Origin of the sequence: Fulvivirga marina, from assembly GCF_016775155.1 — a bacterium.
In the GTDB taxonomy this organism is placed as follows: Bacteria; Bacteroidota; Bacteroidia; order Cytophagales; family Cyclobacteriaceae; genus Fulvivirga; species Fulvivirga marina.
In genome coordinates this window covers 333,222-350,801 of record NZ_JAEUGD010000064.1, presented here as the reverse complement: position 1 = coordinate 350,801, position 17,580 = coordinate 333,222, and the positions used below count along the sequence as shown (strand labels likewise).

At 40.7% G+C, this 17,580-nt stretch carries 13 protein-coding genes; 6 read left to right on the top strand and 7 right to left on the bottom strand.

Features of this window, described 5'->3' with window-relative positions:
• The first annotated feature begins 142 nt into the window (after positions 1 to 142).
• A complete protein-coding gene (dnaE, locus tag JMN32_RS20400) occupies positions 143 to 4,390 on the top strand; it encodes a DNA polymerase III subunit alpha (RefSeq protein WP_202858223.1) in 4,248 nt (1,415 codons plus the stop codon).
• A gap of 103 nt (positions 4,391 to 4,493) precedes the next feature.
• Here dnaE and JMN32_RS20395 read toward each other — a convergent pair whose 3' ends face one another.
• Complete coding sequence (locus JMN32_RS20395) at positions 4,494 to 5,540, bottom strand: AI-2E family transporter (RefSeq protein WP_238354558.1); 1,047 nt, start codon at positions 5,538 to 5,540, stop codon at positions 4,494 to 4,496.
• A gap of 337 nt (positions 5,541 to 5,877) precedes the next feature.
• Between JMN32_RS20395 and JMN32_RS20390 the strand changes: the two genes are divergently transcribed.
• Both JMN32_RS20390 and trxA read left to right on the top strand, forming a co-directional pair.
• Positions 5,878 to 6,081 (top strand): hypothetical protein, encoded by a 204-nt coding sequence (locus JMN32_RS20390; protein ID WP_202858222.1) that lies wholly within the window; start codon positions 5,878 to 5,880, stop codon positions 6,079 to 6,081.
• A 217-nt stretch (positions 6,082 to 6,298) separates the two neighbouring features.
• Complete coding sequence (gene trxA, locus JMN32_RS20385; RefSeq protein WP_202858221.1) at positions 6,299 to 6,622, top strand: thioredoxin; 324 nt, start codon at positions 6,299 to 6,301, stop codon at positions 6,620 to 6,622.
• A 55-nt stretch (positions 6,623 to 6,677) separates the two neighbouring features.
• Here trxA and JMN32_RS20380 read toward each other — a convergent pair whose 3' ends face one another.
• The 3 genes from JMN32_RS20380 to JMN32_RS20370 form a co-directional block, all read right to left on the bottom strand.
• The gene (locus JMN32_RS20380) at positions 6,678 to 7,115 is read right to left on the bottom strand and encodes an NUDIX domain-containing protein (RefSeq protein WP_202858220.1); all 438 of its coding nucleotides are present in this window, start codon (positions 7,113 to 7,115) and stop codon (positions 6,678 to 6,680) included.
• A 42-nt stretch (positions 7,116 to 7,157) separates the two neighbouring features.
• A complete protein-coding gene (locus JMN32_RS20375; RefSeq protein WP_202858219.1) occupies positions 7,158 to 8,075 on the bottom strand; it encodes a mechanosensitive ion channel family protein in 918 nt (305 codons plus the stop codon).
• A 105-nt stretch (positions 8,076 to 8,180) separates the two neighbouring features.
• On the bottom strand, positions 8,181 to 8,336 hold the full coding sequence (locus JMN32_RS20370) for a zinc ribbon domain-containing protein (protein ID WP_202858218.1): 156 nt from the start codon (positions 8,334 to 8,336) through the stop codon (positions 8,181 to 8,183).
• 119 nt (positions 8,337 to 8,455) lie between these two features.
• Between JMN32_RS20370 and JMN32_RS20365 the strand changes: the two genes are divergently transcribed.
• Entirely contained in the window at positions 8,456 to 9,337 is an 882-nt protein-coding gene (locus JMN32_RS20365; RefSeq protein ID WP_238354557.1) for a DMT family transporter, read from the top strand.
• Here JMN32_RS20365 and JMN32_RS20360 read toward each other — a convergent pair.
• Positions 9,315 to 9,698, bottom strand: coding sequence for a DUF2784 domain-containing protein (locus JMN32_RS20360; protein ID WP_202858216.1), 384 nt, complete (start codon positions 9,696 to 9,698; stop codon positions 9,315 to 9,317). The genes JMN32_RS20365 and JMN32_RS20360 overlap by 23 nt on opposite strands.
• Before the next feature lie 87 nt (positions 9,699 to 9,785).
• Here JMN32_RS20360 and JMN32_RS20355 point away from each other — a divergent pair, with 87 nt between their 5' ends.
• Both JMN32_RS20355 and JMN32_RS20350 read left to right on the top strand, forming a co-directional pair.
• Entirely contained in the window at positions 9,786 to 10,202 is a 417-nt protein-coding gene (locus tag JMN32_RS20355) for a DUF1801 domain-containing protein (protein ID WP_202858215.1), read from the top strand.
• A 111-nt stretch (positions 10,203 to 10,313) separates the two neighbouring features.
• Positions 10,314 to 10,949 carry a peroxiredoxin gene (locus JMN32_RS20350; protein ID WP_202858214.1) on the top strand — a complete coding sequence of 212 codons (636 nt, stop codon included), beginning with the start codon at positions 10,314 to 10,316 and terminating at the stop codon, positions 10,947 to 10,949.
• Positions 10,950 to 11,021: 72 nt separating this feature from the next.
• Here the strand turns inward: JMN32_RS20350 and JMN32_RS20345 are convergent, their stop codons facing one another.
• Together JMN32_RS20345 and JMN32_RS20340 are read right to left on the bottom strand one after the other, a co-directional pair.
• Positions 11,022 to 13,889 carry a PD-(D/E)XK nuclease family protein gene (locus JMN32_RS20345; RefSeq protein WP_202858213.1) on the bottom strand — a complete coding sequence of 956 codons (2,868 nt, stop codon included), beginning with the start codon at positions 13,887 to 13,889 and terminating at the stop codon, positions 11,022 to 11,024.
• A gap of 487 nt (positions 13,890 to 14,376) precedes the next feature.
• A complete protein-coding gene (locus tag JMN32_RS20340; protein ID WP_202858212.1) occupies positions 14,377 to 17,547 on the bottom strand; it encodes a UvrD-helicase domain-containing protein in 3,171 nt (1,056 codons plus the stop codon).
• Between the last annotated feature and the right edge of the window lie 33 nt (positions 17,548 to 17,580).

Here is a 17,580-nt window from a genome sequence, read left to right as displayed (position 1 = left end):
AAGTTGAGCTTTGCATCCATAATTCCAGACATCTGAAAATTTGGATTAAAATCCTTTCCCTAAGCCCCGCTCTTCTCATGAAGTTTTGCGATATTTGAAGATCATTTTTGATAGTCTTTTTTCAAACCACTCGCATATCAGCATGTATTTAATTTTTGATACCGAAACCACCGGTTTACCTCATAACTATAGTGCCCCTATTACAGATCTGGACAACTGGCCCAGACTTGTACAGATAGCATGGCAACTACATGACAACAAGGGTAACCTGCTTTCAAGTCAAAATTTCATAGTAAAGCCAGAAGGTTTTACCATCCCCTATAATTCAGAAAAAGTTCACGGTATCTCCACAAAACGCGCCCTGGAGGAGGGACATAAACTTGAGGAAGTACTAAATATATTTTCTAAAGACCTGGAAAACGCCCAAGTAGTTATTGGACATAATATTGACTTTGACAACCGCATTGTAGGTACGGAATACGTAAGGGTTGGCCAAAGTGACCAAGGACACGGACTGCTTGAGAAAAATAAAATAGATACCGCTGAGGTATCTACAGAGTTCTGTCAGCTTCAGGGTGGTATAGGAGGGCGACTAAAAGCTCCCAAGCTGATCGAGCTACATGAAAAGCTGTTTGGCTCTAAGTTCAACGATGCCCATGATGCTGCATATGACGTTGACGCCACTGCAAAATGTTTCTTTGGGCTGATCACGCAGAAGGTAGTAGAACCACTTGATGGTACAGACACCGCTGAGATCACTTACGAAGCCCCAAAACTTGCCGACGCCAATTTTGCCAAAAAAGAAGAGGTATCAGCAGTAAACTTTGGTGGCGATGAAGAAGCAGCAAAAAAAATAGACAGCCCTTTCTCACACCTGCATGTACACTCGCAGTTCTCCGTGCTACAGGCTGTACCTGACATCAAAGGCCTTGTGGCAAAAGCCAAAGAACACAACATGCCTGCGGTTGCTCTAACTGACCTGGGTAATATGTTCGGTGCCTTCAAATTTGTTCGAGAAGCCTTGAACAATGAAATTAAACCTATAATCGGCTGTGAGTTTTTCGTGGCTGAGGAACGGAAAAAGCTGAAATTCACAAAAGATAACCCCGACAAGCGCTTCACCCAGATACTGATCGCCAAAAACAAAAATGGCTATCATAATCTCGCCAAACTTAGCTCTTTGGCATATATCGAAGGTTTATATGGTATCTATCCACGTATCGACAAAGATCTGATTAAGGAATACTCAGAAGATGTGATCGCATTGACTGGTGGACTGAATAGCGAAATTCCTTACTTGATACTGAACGTTGGTGAGCACCAGGCAGAGGAAGCCTTCCAGTGGTACCTGGAAGTATTTAAAGATGATTTTTATGTAGAATTCCTCAGACACGGAGATATTGTAGGCCAGGGACTTGAAGAAGAAAACCGGGTAAACAGTGTGCTGCTTGACTTTGCACGAAAGTACCATGTAAAAATAATTGCTGCGAACGATGTTTACTACCTCAGCAGGGAAGATGCGGAAGCCCACGATGTACTACTTTGCGTAAAAGATGGAGAAATGAAGTCTACTCCTATTGGGAGAGGCAGGGGCTTCAGGTTTGGCTTCCCGAATAACGAATACTACTTCAAGTCTCAGGAGGAAATGAAAACCCTTTTTAGTGACATTCCTGAGGCCATTGAAAACGTTTCTGAGCTAGTAGATAAAATAGAGGTTTATAAGCTGGATCGCGATGTACTTCTTCCTGCCTTTAATATTCCTGACGAGTTTAAGGACCCTGAGGATGAAAAAGATGGAGGAAAAAGAGGTGAAAACGCCTTTTTACGTCACCTGACTTACGAAGGAGCCCAAAAGCGATATCCGGAAATTACTGACGAAATTAGGGAGCGCCTTGATTTTGAACTGGAAACTATCAGAAATACTGGTTATCCGGGATACTTCCTCATTGTTCAGGATTTCACCAGTAAAGCCCGTGAAATAGGCGTCTCCGTAGGGCCTGGCCGGGGGTCAGCTGCAGGATCAGCGGTAGCCTACTGTATCGGAATCACCAACGTTGACCCAATTGCATATGATCTCCTTTTTGAGCGTTTTTTGAACCCTGACAGGGTTTCACTTCCCGATATTGATATTGACTTTGATGATGAAGGACGGGATAAGGTTATTCAATATGTAATCAATAAATATGGTAAGCAGCAGGTAGCGCAGATCATCACCTATGGTACCATGGCTGCAAAATCTTCTATCAGAGATGCAGCCCGGGTAATGGAACTCTCCCTTTCTGAAGCCAACGATCTTGCCAAATTGATTCCTGAAAAACCAGGAACATCATTGGATAAAGCCTTTAGAGAAGTTAAGGAACTTGAAGATTTTCGCAGAGGCAATGACTTAAAAGCCAAAGTACTGAACCAGGCAAAGATCCTGGAAGGCTCTGTAAGGAATACTGGTACGCACGCCTGTGGTGTCATCATTACACCTGACGACCTGACTAAATTTATTCCTGTGTCTACCGCCCGTGACTCAGAAATGCTGGTGACGCAATTTGACAACAGCGTGGTAGAGGACGCAGGTATGCTTAAAATGGACTTTTTGGGTCTAAAAACCCTCACCATTATTAAGTCTGCCATTGCCAATGTAAAGAAGCGTCATAATGTAGATATTGACATTGATGCTATCCCACTTGATGATCCAAAGACATACGAGCTTTATCAACGCGGGGAAACAAACGGTACATTCCAGTTTGAATCTCCGGGCATGCAGAAACACCTCCGGGCACTAAAGCCTGATAAATTTGAAGACCTGATAGCCATGAACGCCCTCTACAGACCGGGTCCCATGGAATATATCCCAAACTTTATTGCCAGAAAACATGGAGACGAGGAAATCACCTATGACATCCAGGATATGGAAGAATATCTGGCAGAAACCTACGGCATTACCGTTTACCAAGAGCAGGTGATGTTACTGTCACAGAAACTGGCAGGCTTCTCCAAAGGTGATGCGGACGTTCTCCGTAAGGCCATGGGTAAGAAAATATTTGCCTTACTAGAAAAACTCAAGCCCAAATTCATTGATGGTGGTAAGGAAAGAGGGCACGACCCTGAAATATTAGGCAAGGTCTGGAAAGACTGGGAAGCTTTTGCCGCTTATGCTTTCAACAAATCTCACTCTACCTGCTACTCACTTGTAGCTTACCAAACAGCGTACCTCAAGGCACATTACCCTGCCGAATATATGGCAGCTGTACTTACACACAACCAGAGCAACATTGAGAAAGTAACTTTCTTCATGGAGGAATGTCGAAGTCTGGGTATCAAAGTACTTGGACCACACGTAAACGAATCAGCCGTTAACTTTGCTGTTAACCCTGAAGGTGAAATCCGTTTCGGGCTTGGGGCTATCAAAGGTAGTGGTGATGCCGCTGTTGAAAACATCATTGAAGAGAGAGAAAACAATGGTCATTACAAAGATATTTTTGACTTTGCGGAAAGAGTCAACTTAAGAACGGTAAACAAAAAAACATTTGAATGTCTGGCTATGTCAGGAGCTTTCGACTGTTTTGAAGAGTTCCACCGACGCCAGTACCTCCACGCTCCGGAAAATGACCAGACATTGATAGAGAAAGTCATCAAGTATGCCAACAAAATGCAAATGGAGGCTGAGAGTTCTCAGGCCAGCCTTTTTGGTGGAGATACTGGAGTGGATACCCCAAAGCCAAAGATACCTTACATGGAGCCTTTTGGTGAAATAGAAAAACTAAACATTGAACGTGATGTAGTCGGACTTTACATTTCAGGGCATCCCCTGGATGATTTTAAATTCGAAATTGACAGTTTCTGCAACGCGGAGTTAAATGCCCTCAACGATCTCTCTGCTCTTCAAAACAAAGAAATCAAATTGGCAGGCGTTGTTTCCAGTTTTGCACATAGAACAACCAAAGGAGGAAAGCCATTTGGAACACTTACTATGGAAGATTACAATGGTAACTTCACTTTCTTCCTCTTTGGTGACGACTACATAAAGTTCAAGGAATACCTGATGCAGGGCTGGTTCCTCTTTATACAGGGCCGGGCTATGGAAAGAAAATGGGGAGATAAGAGTCTGGAATTTAAGATCCACAGCATAGAGCTACTTAACGATCTTCGCGACAAGCGCACCAAGGGACTTATGGTCAATATAAACCTTAGCGAGATCAACGAAAATATTATTAATACCCTTGAAGAACTATGCAGGCAGTATAGAGGTGATTGTGCTCTTCACATGAATTTAGTAGATGTTAAGGAGAATATTTCTGTAGAAATGATGTCGCGAAAATATAAGGTAAACCCGAGCAATGAAATGATGCAGAAAATGAAGCAGATACCAGCAATTCACTGCAAAGTATTGGTTTAAATCAGACCAAAACCCCGGAAGCTATTGAGCTTTCGGGCTCACTTCCTTTGTTGGCTAACCTTTACTCACTCCGCCACACCACCTGCAATCCTTGATGGTTGTATCAGTTCTTTTTCCCAAACACCTTCCTGACAACCTTTAAACCACTTCTCAGCTGAGACCCTTTATTTCTGGAGAGCAGAAAAGCAATAGGTTTCAGTGGCTCATAATGCCTGCAAATTACCTTGATCATTCCTGCATAGGGCACACTCATAAACATGCCCGGCACCCCCCAGATCATTCCACCCGCTATAATGATCAGGATAGTAAACAACGGGTTAATAGCTACACGTCCCCCTGTAATATTAGGGGTCAGGATGTTATTCTCGGTAAACTGGATAATCAAAAAAAGAATGATAACTCCTATGGCATTGCCTGGTTCATCTGAAACCAACGTAAAAGTCAAGGGAAATGCAGCACCTATGAGTGTACCGAAATATGGAATAAAATTCATCACGGCAGACAGGATACCAAACATGATAGCATACTCCACCCCCACTATCATCAGCCCCAGAGAGTTAATAATGCAAAGGATAAATACCACGATAAACACCCCACTAATGTAATTTTTTGTAATTTCTGATATTTCTTTGAGGATAATTACTAACCTGCCTCTGTCATTAAAATCCCAGACCATAAAAATAAAACTCTTAATGCGATCGCTATAATAAAGCATAAAAAACACAAATACAGGCTGTAACCCCATCTTAACAATGGTACCTGTAGTAGCACTGAACACCTTGTTCATCAAATTTCCACTATTGTTGCTGAGATTAGAAATACGTTCACGCAACCACCACCCCTGTCTATTGCCGTTATCAATCCATTGATCAATGCGCAATTGAAGTTGATCAAGATTAGACAGAGCCTGCTCTTTTAACTCAGGAAAATCACTTATAAAAATCGTCATTTGCTGATAGAGCAAGAAAATAGCGCCACCAATCAGCGTCATACCCAGAATAATGGAAATAAGAATGGCTAAGACACGGGGAAACCTCCTCCTTTCCAACAAATTAGCCAAGGGGTAAAGCAAATAGGAAAACAGAATAGCCAGACAAATAGGATATAGGAATTCCCTTCCAATAATCAGAATGGCAAAAACCATCAACATCAGAAAGAGAATTGTAGTTACTCGTACTAGTAGGGGTAAGTCTCTCAATGCTTTTAATATCTTAATTTCACAAAATTGAATACAGTAACACCCGTACACTTTACAAACCGACATTAAATTAATAAGTTTATTAAAGAAGTAATGCGGAGTGGGGAATATAAAATATGACAGAGTACTACCAACATGGGCTGATGGTTCCCACCTATCCACTTACCCACCGCTCCGCTCTACAAGGTGCTACAAAAAAATTTCATTAGATTGGGCACATAAATCAATACTCAAAACCGAGACCAATGATTAAAATCAAAGCTCTCAGATATGGGTCAACCCCAGTAAAGTGCCAAATAATTTTGTAAGAGAGGGTGAAGATCGATTTGGAGAACTTCAATCTCTGACTAGGGGAATTGTATTGAGCCATCCTGAAATTTCTGAGGGCAATGTCATATTAAATTCTTTAAATAATAAAATTGGGTTAAAATTGGTTGATGCTTTTAAAAAGAACTCAATAAAAATTAAGTCCATCAGTGATTTAATCAAATAAAGAACATTAACAGTGAACATATTAGATTGTGATCTTCCTATTTTCAATATGCGAAAGTGCCTTGCGTCAGGCAGTTAGTCCTATCATAACTATCACCTATGAGACAATTGATAATAATTATGAATCACGCGTTTATCACTGGAAACAAAAAACGTTATATTTGCGTTGGATCAATATCGGAAGATAAAAAGTTTTAATATTTATAAATACTAATATAATGAGCAAAGCAATTGAAATCACCGACTCAAATTTTGAAGAGATCATCAATGGCGACAAGCCGGTTCTAGTAGATTTTTGGGCAGAATGGTGTGGACCTTGTAAAATGATCGGACCTGTTGTTGAAGAATTAGCAGGAGATTATGACGGTAAAGCTGTGATTGGAAAAGTAAATGTGGACGAAAACCCTAACGTTTCTGCTAAGTTCGGTATCAGAAGCATACCTACCCTTTTGGTATTCAAAGGTGGTGAGATCGTAGATAAGCAAGTAGGCGCTGTACCTAAAGGTGTATTGTCTCAAAAGCTTGATGCCCAGATAGCCTAATCATAAACTTAAGCTTAAAGGAACTTAAAGTGGATGCTTAAAAGCATCCACTTTTTTATTGCTCATTATATAAGCCCAGTGCCTCCTCTAGTATATCATGGTGATCAAATGCTAATGTAGGAAGATCAGCAACTGGCCACCACTTAACCGCTTTGGCATCATCAGCAGCATTTACCTCCTGGCCACTCATATCAGCTTTAATCATAAACGCAACAGTAACGGTTCTCCCTCTTGGATCTCGGCCAGGCTTACCCCAGGCTCCCAACTGAACAAAGTCTTCAGGGGGCAAATTCAGCCCGGTCTCTTCTTCCAGTTCGCGTGCCGCTGCAATATTCAGGTCTTCATCATCCTCTACAAAGCCACCAGGAAAAGCCCAGTTTTCCCTGAATGGCTCATTTTTGCGTTGTATCAATAGCAGATATCTTTCTCCATTTTCCCCGGAACCGAATACTACAGCATCTGCTGTTACTTTTATATTTTGATTTATTGGCATAGTTATATCAATTTTAAATCTGACTCTACAATCTACGGGTAGCTATTTCCCATGCTTTGACGCCTGTTTGCCTTCAGTTTTGTTATAGTAGATACGTTGTGTAGGGTATGCAAAATCTATGTCGTCATGTTTACTGAACTCTATTAAAATTTCCTCCCAGATGGCATGTTCCGTAGAGCGTCTTTTTTTGGGAAGACAGAGGTAGCGCATAGTTAAGGCAACCCCATGATCCTTCACCTTGGTATAAATAACTGGCGTTAAAGTATTATAAAATATCATAAACTTTTTAGAAGCTTCAAGAAGCTTTTTTTGAGCCGACTTAGTCAGGTTTTTAGTGTGTTTTTGCATCACACTGTTTAAAATATCCTTTGCCTTTTGCCAATCGCTTTCAAAGGTTACCACTACACAGATCTCATTCCAGATGTTACTGAACCCCTGATGGTAGTTAAACTGTGCCTCAGAAAAAACTTTGCCATTTGGTATATGAACTATCCTCCCCGTGCTTTGATCAGCTTCTACCCAATTTCCTATTTCATTGAGCGTAAACTGAAAGGCCCTGATATCTATTACATCTCCTGCAAAATCCATAATCTGTATCCGATCCCCCACTTCAAAAGGTCGTCTGATCATCAGAAATAACCACCCTGCCAGATTCACGATCGGATCTTTTAGGGCTACGGCGATACCTGCAGAAATCAATCCGAAAAAAGTAGCAAAAGAGTGAAACTCATCAATCCAAATAGTGCTGATGATCACTAAACTTAAGAAGACAAAGATATACCGAACACCATTTTTCCATTTATAGCGCTGTTTTACAGCCTTAATGCGCCAGAAAACAATCCTCAAAAGCAGCTCTCGCATAAATATCAACACAATGATAGCAAGCAGCGAAAAAAATATCTTCTCTTGAATTTCCTGGTCAATACCCCAGTGCTCTTTTACCCAGTCAATTATTTCCACATTATTTTTTTGTTATGCAGCCAGGCAACGGCTAAAAGAATAACACATTACAAAATGGCTTATTATAAACAAAAGTAATAGCTTAAATGAATGTTTTCCATCTATTTACAGAATAAAAAAGAGTAAAAATAGCAGCACTAACAGAATAGCTACCCATTTTATCCCTTTACTGAAACTGGGGAATTCATATCCGCAAATAGGACAAACCTTACAATCAGCATCTATCTCCATAGCGCATGAGGGGCATTCTTTCTTTTTCATACAACCAAATATTAGTATTTCATAAATATAATAAGCCCATCTGCAATGATCATAAGTTTACACACTTTGTATTCAAGTATCTAACTCATATTTTTGGCACTTATCTGACCAGAAAGCCTTTGAAACAAACCACACACTTTCGCCATGTGATAGACCTTAACCTCGCCATGATCCTGATGAGTACATCTGGTTCTTTGGGCAGATACATCGCTCTGCCACCTCCCGTCACTATCTGGTGGAGATGTTTGTTGGCGGCCATATTCTTATATATTTTCTGTCGTTGGAAAAAGATTAATCTGTCTATAAATCTGGCACATGATGGTTTCTCTATCATTACCGCGGCAGCACTGCTAGGTGGCCATTGGGTCACTTATTTTTATGCCCTGCATTTATCCAATGTAGCCATTGGTATGCTTTCTCTTTTTACCTATCCTGTATTCACGGCATTTCTAGAGCCTATACTCCTCAAGTCAAAATTCAATTTTTGGCATATCGGCCTGGGTGCTCTGGCTCTTGTAGGCATCTACCTACTTGCCCCGGATTTTGATATGGAGAACAGTTACGTTCAAGGCATCCTTTTTGGGTTAGTTTCCTCCCTGCTATATGCCCTCCGCAACATTCTGCTTAAGAAAAAAGTAGCCCGATACCAAGGATCAACGTTAATGTTTTACCAACTACTCATAGCCATGGTACTGTTTGTCCCTGTACTATTCTTATACGACTCCTCAGGTATAACCGAACAATGGCCTGCCGTAATTACATTAGCTTTGGTAACTACTGCTATCGGACACACTATGTTTATAATGGGTCTTAAACACTTTAGTGTAAGTACCGCAAGTATAATCAGTAGCAGTCAGCCTATTTATGGAATTATTATAGGCATGATATTCCTCCACGAAATTCCTCAATGGAATACTATAATAGGAGGAGCTTTAATATTGACTACGGTAGTAATAGAAAGTATAAGATCTTATTCATCTAGTGCCCGAAACACTTCTTAAACAGGTCGCGGTTTTTGAGCACCGTCATGACGACTGCAGCGACTAACCCTACCACGGTAATGCTATCAACTAGCGAGGCTGGAATATCGGCATTAAAAAGCATGTCGAGGTAGTACTTAACAAATGAGGAGGGAAGCCCTGTCTCCCCAAGCTTTCTTTTTACATCCCAGTGCCAGTCCGTCAAAAAGCAGTAACCAAACCCATAAAAAAGGCCCAGTAGTAGCCATGACATAAGTGTTATCAACACAGATAACAGGTGAAGTCGGCGCAGTTCATAAAAAAACCAGCCGAAAAGGTTAAACAGTGTTATCCCGATATGAAAGATTGTAAAAGCAATATCCTTAGTCTCGAGCCATGACATAGATTAAAATTAATCGTTTGTGAGGTTGTATCATAAATTGAATAATGATATTTTGATTATTCAGAATCCCAACCTAAACCCCAGCCCATGGCCGAGCTAAAAACCAAACTAAATGAGGAAAACGTAGAGAATTTCATAAATTCCGTTAAAGACGAGCAAAGAAGAAGGGACAGCTTCAAGGTTTTGCATTTAATGAAGGGAATCACGGACACAGAGCCTAAGATGTGGGGAAGTAGCATTATTGGTTTTGATCATTACCATTACAAATATAACAGCGGACGCGAAGGGGATTGGTTCATTACGGGCTTCTCACCTCGCAAACAAGCTCTCACGTTATACATCATGGCTGGGTTTTCAAAATACGAGGAACTGTTGCAAAAGCTTGGCAAATACAAGACCGGAAAATCATGCCTCTACATAAAGAGACTGGAAGACATTGATCTCAACGTACTCAAAGAACTGATAAACAGCTCGGTACGGTACATGAGAAAAAAGTACTATTGAACTACTCTTCAGATAGGCAACAAGCCCCTTGTTTCATTCAACAAATTATAGTTAATTCCGTTAGATAAAGGATATAAGTAAATCAAAAATCAACTAAAACAACTTACAATTATGGCACTTAGATTAGGCGACATAGCACCTGATTTTACAGCAGAAACCTCAGAAGGAAAGATAAGCTTTCACGACTGGCTGGGCGACAGCTGGGGTTTGTTATTTTCTCACCCAGCTGACTATACACCGGTTTGTACTACTGAACTAGGCACAACAGCTAAGCTTAAAGATGAATTTGCAAAAAGGAACGTAAAAGTTCTGGCATTGAGTGTTGATGATGTAGAGTCTCATCAGGGCTGGATCAAAGATATCAATGAAACGCAAAACACCACAGTAAATTTCCCGATCATTGCCGACCCAAAACGTGAAGTTTCAACGCTTTATGACATGATTCACCCCAACGCTGACAGTAACTTAACAGTGAGATCGGTATTCATCATTGATCCTGATAAGAAAATAAAACTGATCATTACCTACCCTGCTTCTACAGGTAGAAATTTTGATGAACTGTTAAGAGTGATTGACTCTCTACAGCTTACCGCCGATTACAGTGTGGCTACACCTGCTAACTGGAAGCATGGTGAAGATGTAGTTATAGCACCTGCTATTACAGATGCTGAAATACCTGAAAAATTCCCTAAAGGACATAAGGTAATAAAACCATATTTGAGAACTACTCCTCAACCCAATTTATAATTCAGCATAATAAGTCAATAAAGAGGTCATCCCAAGCATTTAGCTCAGATGGCCTTTTTATTTATCATCTAACTACCCTCTTTCACAGATTCCTGAATACGCACAGAACTTACACTTCGCCTCATCATCAGTCTGATTAAAAGGTGTTGACAGATCAAATATCTCTCCAATCAAAGCTTTGAGTTGTGTCGTATATTCATCCAGAAAAATTGCAGCGTTATCAACCATGCCCATGGTCTTATGCTTGAGCATAACATCTTCACCCAAAAACAAGGCATCTTTATTGAACACGGCAGGCACCATCAGATCCGTAGGTTCCTTTTTATACTGGTAAAGCAATGCGTAATAAAAGGTTTGAAATGCTGCCTTGTTTTTCTTTTTCCTATCAAAGAGTTCCTCAATACTTTCAAAAAGGTGCTTATCCTGACCTGTCTTATAATCAATCAGTCTGACTTTACCATTCTTCTTATCCAGCCGATCTATAGTACCTCTTAATCCAACCTTAATTGGTGTAGACTCTCCACTAATATCATGATCAATTTCAAAATCCAGTTCATACTTCTGTTCAGCACCAATAAACTCAAATGGAACATATTGCTCATCCAGTTTAAGTATACTCTTCATGAAATCCTTTATAATTTCCTTAGCTATGATGTTTTTCCCCTCAAAATAAAATTTACGTTCAGCACTAACAGCAAACTGTTGCCTGAATGCTTTAACAGCCGCATCATCAATTCTCTTTTTGAGGTTTTTGATATCTGCTTTTTCAATGACTGGTCCATCTCCAACTTCGCTCAGATAATCCAAATACAGAACCTCCATAGCATAGTGAAGTACATTACCCAGTGACCTGGCATCTACATCCTCATCCATGTCATCCTGTTCATAAAGGTCTGCTACATAGCGAAAATAGAACATCAACCTGCAATCTAGATAGGTATTTAATGCAGACGGAGAAAGCCTTTTCAATGGAGGGTGTTGCGCTGTCTCCAAGAACCTGGACAGGCTCTGCATAACCAGATCATCCTTTTCAATGGCTATAACCCTGGTATCATCAACCTCAGCATAGTTAGCCAATACCTGCATATTTATATCCAGGTTTGATTCATGGATAAGTTGTTGCAAAAAACGACTCATCTCCTCTCCGCCCAGGTCATTACCTTCTGTATTGTAATATAGCTCTATGTTTTTAGGCCTCTGAAGCAGTCTGTAGAACAGGTAAGCATATATGGCATCTTGTTGATCATAATTGGGTAGCCCATATGCCTTTCTGAGATTGTATGGTACAAAAGAATGTTTCCCCCCCTGGGAGGGGAAAAAATCCTCATTCATACTCAATACAAATACATACTCAAAATCAAGGTTACGCGTTTCCAACACCCCCATAATCTGCAGCCCTTTCAAGGGTTCACCAGTAAATGGAAGGCGCTCAGTTCTGACCAACTGCTTGAACAGCCTGCTGAAAGAGGCTAGGTCAGTTTTTTGACCAACCGCCTGCAACAGCTCAGAATATCGGTTGAGTATCTGATAAAAATGATGAATATACTCAATCTCCACGGTATTTTCTTCCCTCTCTGAAAGTCTATGTAACGCTAACAACACCTCAGATAAATAGGTAATGAGATTTTCCTCTGCCGGTTTAAATATGCTCTTAATCACCGGTTCTCCAATAAGATCCGCATTGGTGAGAAACACCTTATTGTTTTTAATAATATCCTCCGCTAGACGTTCCAGTCCCTCTGGGTTATGAGGCATAATCATCGGATGCTTGATGATTGCCAATACTGGCTTGAAGTTGTATAGCACATGCCCGTCAGGGTCTTTACGAATGGATTTTTGAAGATCAAGAATATGTTCAATCAAGCTATTGACCGGAGCATATGCCAAAGGGAATCCCATGGTGACATTAATGGCCTCAACCTCTTCGGGCAAAGAGTGTAGAACAGGAAATAACAGCGCCTCATCGGCCAACACTACTGCAATTTTTCTAAGATCAAACTCTGGATTATCGCGGAGGAGCTCTCCCAACTTCTGCCCCACAACCTTTGCCTGCCCTACATGTTGAGGTACACCTATAATATTAATCTGTTTCTCCTCCCCCTCCAGATACTGCGGGTTCTCTTTCGGAAAAGATGACGCAAAGGTGTTCGTCTCTTTATAAGTTCTTAAGAAATGACCTGCCTCCTGATGTCCGTTCCGCATATAGTAATCATCAAGATCCCAGACTATACTAGCCTGCCTGTTTTTAATAAACCAACTGATGATTTTCTCTTCCGCCAGGTTTAATGCATTAAAACCCGCAAATACCACCGGACCATCAATATTCCTAAGATTCAGCTTGTCCACATTATCTGCTACATAGCGGTATTGCATACCCTCATAAGCCAGGTTTTCATCCTTCAGCGACTTTTGAAAGTTAGCGTACACCTTATATAAACGATCCCAAACAAATTCAAACCGTTCCTTCTCTTCAGACTTAGTTTTATCAAAGCCCTGCCAAAACCGCTGGATAATCTCTTTCTGCTCAGGTTGCAAAAAATCAAAAGTTAGATCAAGCTGCTTTTGCCGGCTCAAGTTGGTATACAAATTCTCCGGATTAACAAGGTATTTATCTATATCATCAAAATCCTTGAGCAGCATCTGGCCCCAGTAATAAAAACGGTCGAAGCCCTCACCCGTCTTCATAATTTTGGTGTAAACTTCAAAAAGCCGATGGGTTAGAAATAATTTATCCGCTATTTGGGAAGACGACTGGTATGCTATAAAATCTTGAAAAGAAAGTATCCTGGGTGACCAGATGGGGCTACTGATTTGCTTTTTGATATTTTCTCGAAAAAACAAACCTGCCCTACGGTTAGGAAAGATCACAGTAACAGACTCCAGGCTGTTCTCATGATCCTTTACCAATTTCTGCGCTACCTGTTGTAGGAATGTTTTCATTTAGTTTCTTAATCTTTCTTTTTCTGCGTGCAATATGAGGTTTGTGCTATCAATTTCGAGATCTCGGCACAAGGCCGGGGAGTTGTATATATTCGATTTACTGAAACAACTCATAATGATCATTCTATTGTGGATTAATGGAGTTGATTAAATTTTCCTTCCATTCCCTTTTGTATCTCTTAATTTGTTTTTCACGATGTTAAGCGTCTTCCAGAAAAATAACCTCTTCAAAGTAAATCAGCTTATCACAATTGTATTTTTTACTAAAACCAGGCAACAACTTATACTTATGTTTCATATACCCCTCGCTCTACATCATTGGTAAAACAGGTATACAAAACAGTATATCTATTTCCATTGGTTATTATATACATGAAATACTTCTTCATTAATATTGAAAATATTTTACACTTTCCCGGCCTTGTGCCAGGACCCAGAACTGATTAACTTCACCCAAAACATCAAGCACCTCCTCCTAAACTAAGGTTTACCCCACCTCTTCCACTTTATTATCTCCCAGGTACCATAAGTATGACTGCACATGATCATACCCCATATCGCTCAGTAGTTGCTTATAAAGTTGCATCTGCTTCCTGTCAGCAGCTTTAGGCAAGCCAGTTTTGTAGTCAATAATTATAGCCTTATTATCTTTCAACAATACCCTGTCCGGACGAAACTCTTCGGACGGTGTGAGTATAGGCATTTCATTATAAACTTTCCAGTCTCCCGAAAACCATGCCCCGGCCTGCTCATTGGCCAGCAACTCATCTATCAAGTGCTCTATCTGGAGCTTTTGTTCATCATTAAGCCCTTCCTCATAATACAAAGCCGTGATAGCTCTGTCCCTATCCTCCCTAACCGTGATTTTGGAAAGCAACCGGTGTATCAAAATACCGTAGTTAATCTTTGTTCTGGCTTCATCCACCTCTACAAATCCCTCTGCCGACTGCTTCACTGTTATCCGTTTTCTCCAATCAAAATGTTGGTAATAATCAAGTGTAACGCCCGGTACAGAGGCCTCATGCTTACTTTCAAACGCAAAAGCTCTGTCTCCATACTCAAAAGTATTCTTTTCCCCATTCCAATGTTCCTTTAACTCAAAATCACTATCATCAAGTACCTGCCTCAATACTTTTGAAATACACTTTTTATTATCAGGAGCGAAGACCCAAAGGTTATGGACTGCGCGTGTAAAAACCACATAAAGGAGGTTCAGGTTATCTAAATGAGCCTTAATCTTTTCATCTTCATAAGCCTCCTGATAAAAGGTGTCTATTAGATCCTTCTTATACTTCATAGGCAGATGCCCTACATCAAAAGGTGCCTGGTCTGTTGAACTCCACATGATCGGCGAGCGCTGATGGTCTATTTCCCAATCACAAAAAGGCACAATGACCGATGGGTACTCAAGCCCTTTAGCTTTGTGTATTGTCAAAATGCGCATAGCATCAAGGTCATCTGCTACTTTGATACTTTCTTTGGAAGCCCGCTCGTCCCACCACTCCAGAAAAGAGGAAACATCTCCCTTTTCATTTTGAGAAAACTTTAAGATCAAATCCTGAAAAGTCTGCAGATAGGCAAATTGCCCAGTCATTTTATTAGCCTCAAAGATATTGATCAACGTTTCCACCAACTCATAAAATGGCAGGTATAAAAGGCTATGCTGTTTTTCTAAAAACATTGCAGGCAAAAGATCCGCAAAGTCCTGCACTGACACACTTTGAAATAGTTTACTTAAGGGGATATCGTCTTTTTTAATGGCCTTCTGGTATTCATAAACCAATTCAGCCTTCACCACCTTATCCTTTCTGTCATGCAAATGCCTAAGAGCAGCGATTACAATCCTCACAACTGGCGAGGCGGCCAAAAACAAAGATTCGTTTGATACCACGTCATACCTATAGCCTTCTTTGGCTTTGCCTGACTGTTCATGATCAGAAAGGAAATCAGCCACTTCCTTTCCTTCTTTATTACGCCGAACCAATATAGCTATATCTTTTAAGGGTACTCCTTTATCCTGCAGTTCCTCTACAATCATCGGCAGGCGTTCCGCCACCTTATCTTTCCATTTTTCATCCTCTTCATCCTGCAAAAAAGTAACATTGACATACCCCCTGGGTGCAGCTTGTTTATGAGGTGCTGTTTTTTGATACGTATCTTCATATACCCTATTAAGAACCTGCCATTCTTCAGAGTTTACCGAACCACCTTCATTCATCATAGCAGCGGGGATTCGCTTGAAAAGATTGTTATTGAAGTTAACAATATTAGCCTCACTTCTGAAGTTGGTATCCAACACCTCATTTAAGGTTTGCCCTGTCCCTACATCTTTCTCAATCTTATTCAGCAAAAGATCCCAGTCTCCACCTCTCCAACGATATATGGATTGCTTAATATCTCCAACTACCAAGTTCTTGTACCCCTGAGCTAAACTATCTTCCACCAAAGGCCTAAAGCTATCCCACTGAAAGCCGGAAGTATCCTGAAACTCATCAATCAAATAATGATTATAAAATGACCCCACCTTCTCATACACGAAGGGAGTATCGGAATCCCTTACCAGTTCCTTCAAAAAACGTGTAGCATCAGAAATCAGCATTACATCGTTGTCCTTTTTGTACTCCTGGAGTTTACGGGTAAGATCCGCCAGCAGTCCATATCCGTATATGAACTTTTTGATCTGTAGAGCAGTGTTGTATAACTTATGGCGATCTTCATAATAGCCAACGGCTTCGTGAAGTAGTGCTTCCAGACCACCATTCAAAGCACCATCAAGAACGTCCGCCTTTTTAGATGTCTTCGAATACCAACTACCGCTACCATCCAAAGCACCGCTAAGCATTGCAGTCGGTGCATATTTTCTCTGGTCTTTACGGATCTTATGCAGATGAAACATGACTCCCTTAGCTCCCCTGTAAAAATCTGCAATTGACACACCATACCTATCCAGCAGATCCAGGCCTGACTCCCCATAGTCATCCATCTTTCCTTCAAAAGTTGTAATTATCTCATCTACAGAAATTTTAAGCTTGCGTGTGAGATTTTTATCCTGCTGTGCTATTTCTTCTTCTATACTTTTGAAGTTCTCCGCGAATATTTCCTGAGCCAGTTGCCGAATATTTCTACGCACGTCCCAATTGCTACCTTCTTGAAGGTTTTCTCTGGCAAATTTTATCAGCCAATCCCTTATCTGCTTATTATCTGTCACTTCCAGCAGCAGGTCATCCACTATCTGAATAAGAATCAGATCAAAGTTTAACTCAAGTCGATAACTTCCTGCAAGTCCCAACTCTTTGGCAAAGCTTCTGATAACTTTTTGAAAAAAAGTATCAATGGTACTTACTGAAAAATGAGAGTAGCCATGAAGAATCTCCGTCAACAGTTCACTGCACTTTTGTTGAAACGCGTACTCATCCAATCTGGAGTGCTGCATGAGTTCCTCAGCCATAGTGTCAAATTTTCCATGACCGAACTCATCAAGTTTCTGGATGATACGGTTTTTCATCTCCTGCATGGCTTTATTGGTAAAAGTAACAGCAAGGATGTGCTTAAAATATCGATTGCTCTTCAATGCCAGCTTAAGGTACTCTTTGGTCAACGTGTAAGTCTTACCCGAGCCCGCAGACGACCGATAAATAACAAATTTCTTCTGAGACATGCGATGCAAAATTAGAGCAATAGAATGAAAAGC

Bases quoted from the DNA above. Each gene is read 5' to 3' on its own strand.
- JMN32_RS20380 (WP_202858220.1), bottom strand. From the start codon at position 7,115: ATGCCAATAAATCAAAATATAAAAGTAACAGCAGATGCTGTAGTATTC.
- JMN32_RS20340 (WP_202858212.1), bottom strand. From the start codon at position 17,547: ATGTCTCAGAAGAAATTTGTTATTTATCGGTCGTCTGCGGGCTCGGGT.
- JMN32_RS20350 (WP_202858214.1), top strand. From the start codon at position 10,314: ATGGCACTTAGATTAGGCGACATAGCACCTGATTTTACAGCAGAAACC.
- JMN32_RS20355 (WP_202858215.1), top strand. From the start codon at position 9,786: ATGGCCGAGCTAAAAACCAAACTAAATGAGGAAAACGTAGAGAATTTC.
- JMN32_RS20345 (WP_202858213.1), bottom strand. From the start codon at position 13,889: ATGAAAACATTCCTACAACAGGTAGCGCAGAAATTGGTAAAGGATCAT.
- JMN32_RS20395 (WP_238354558.1), bottom strand. From the start codon at position 5,540: ATGTTGATGGTTTTTGCCATTCTGATTATTGGAAGGGAATTCCTATAT.
- dnaE (WP_202858223.1), top strand. From the start codon at position 143: ATGTATTTAATTTTTGATACCGAAACCACCGGTTTACCTCATAACTAT.
- JMN32_RS20360 (WP_202858216.1), bottom strand. From the start codon at position 9,698: ATGTCATGGCTCGAGACTAAGGATATTGCTTTTACAATCTTTCATATC.
- JMN32_RS20370 (WP_202858218.1), bottom strand. From the start codon at position 8,336: ATGAAAAAGAAAGAATGCCCCTCATGCGCTATGGAGATAGATGCTGAT.
- trxA (WP_202858221.1), top strand. From the start codon at position 6,299: ATGAGCAAAGCAATTGAAATCACCGACTCAAATTTTGAAGAGATCATC.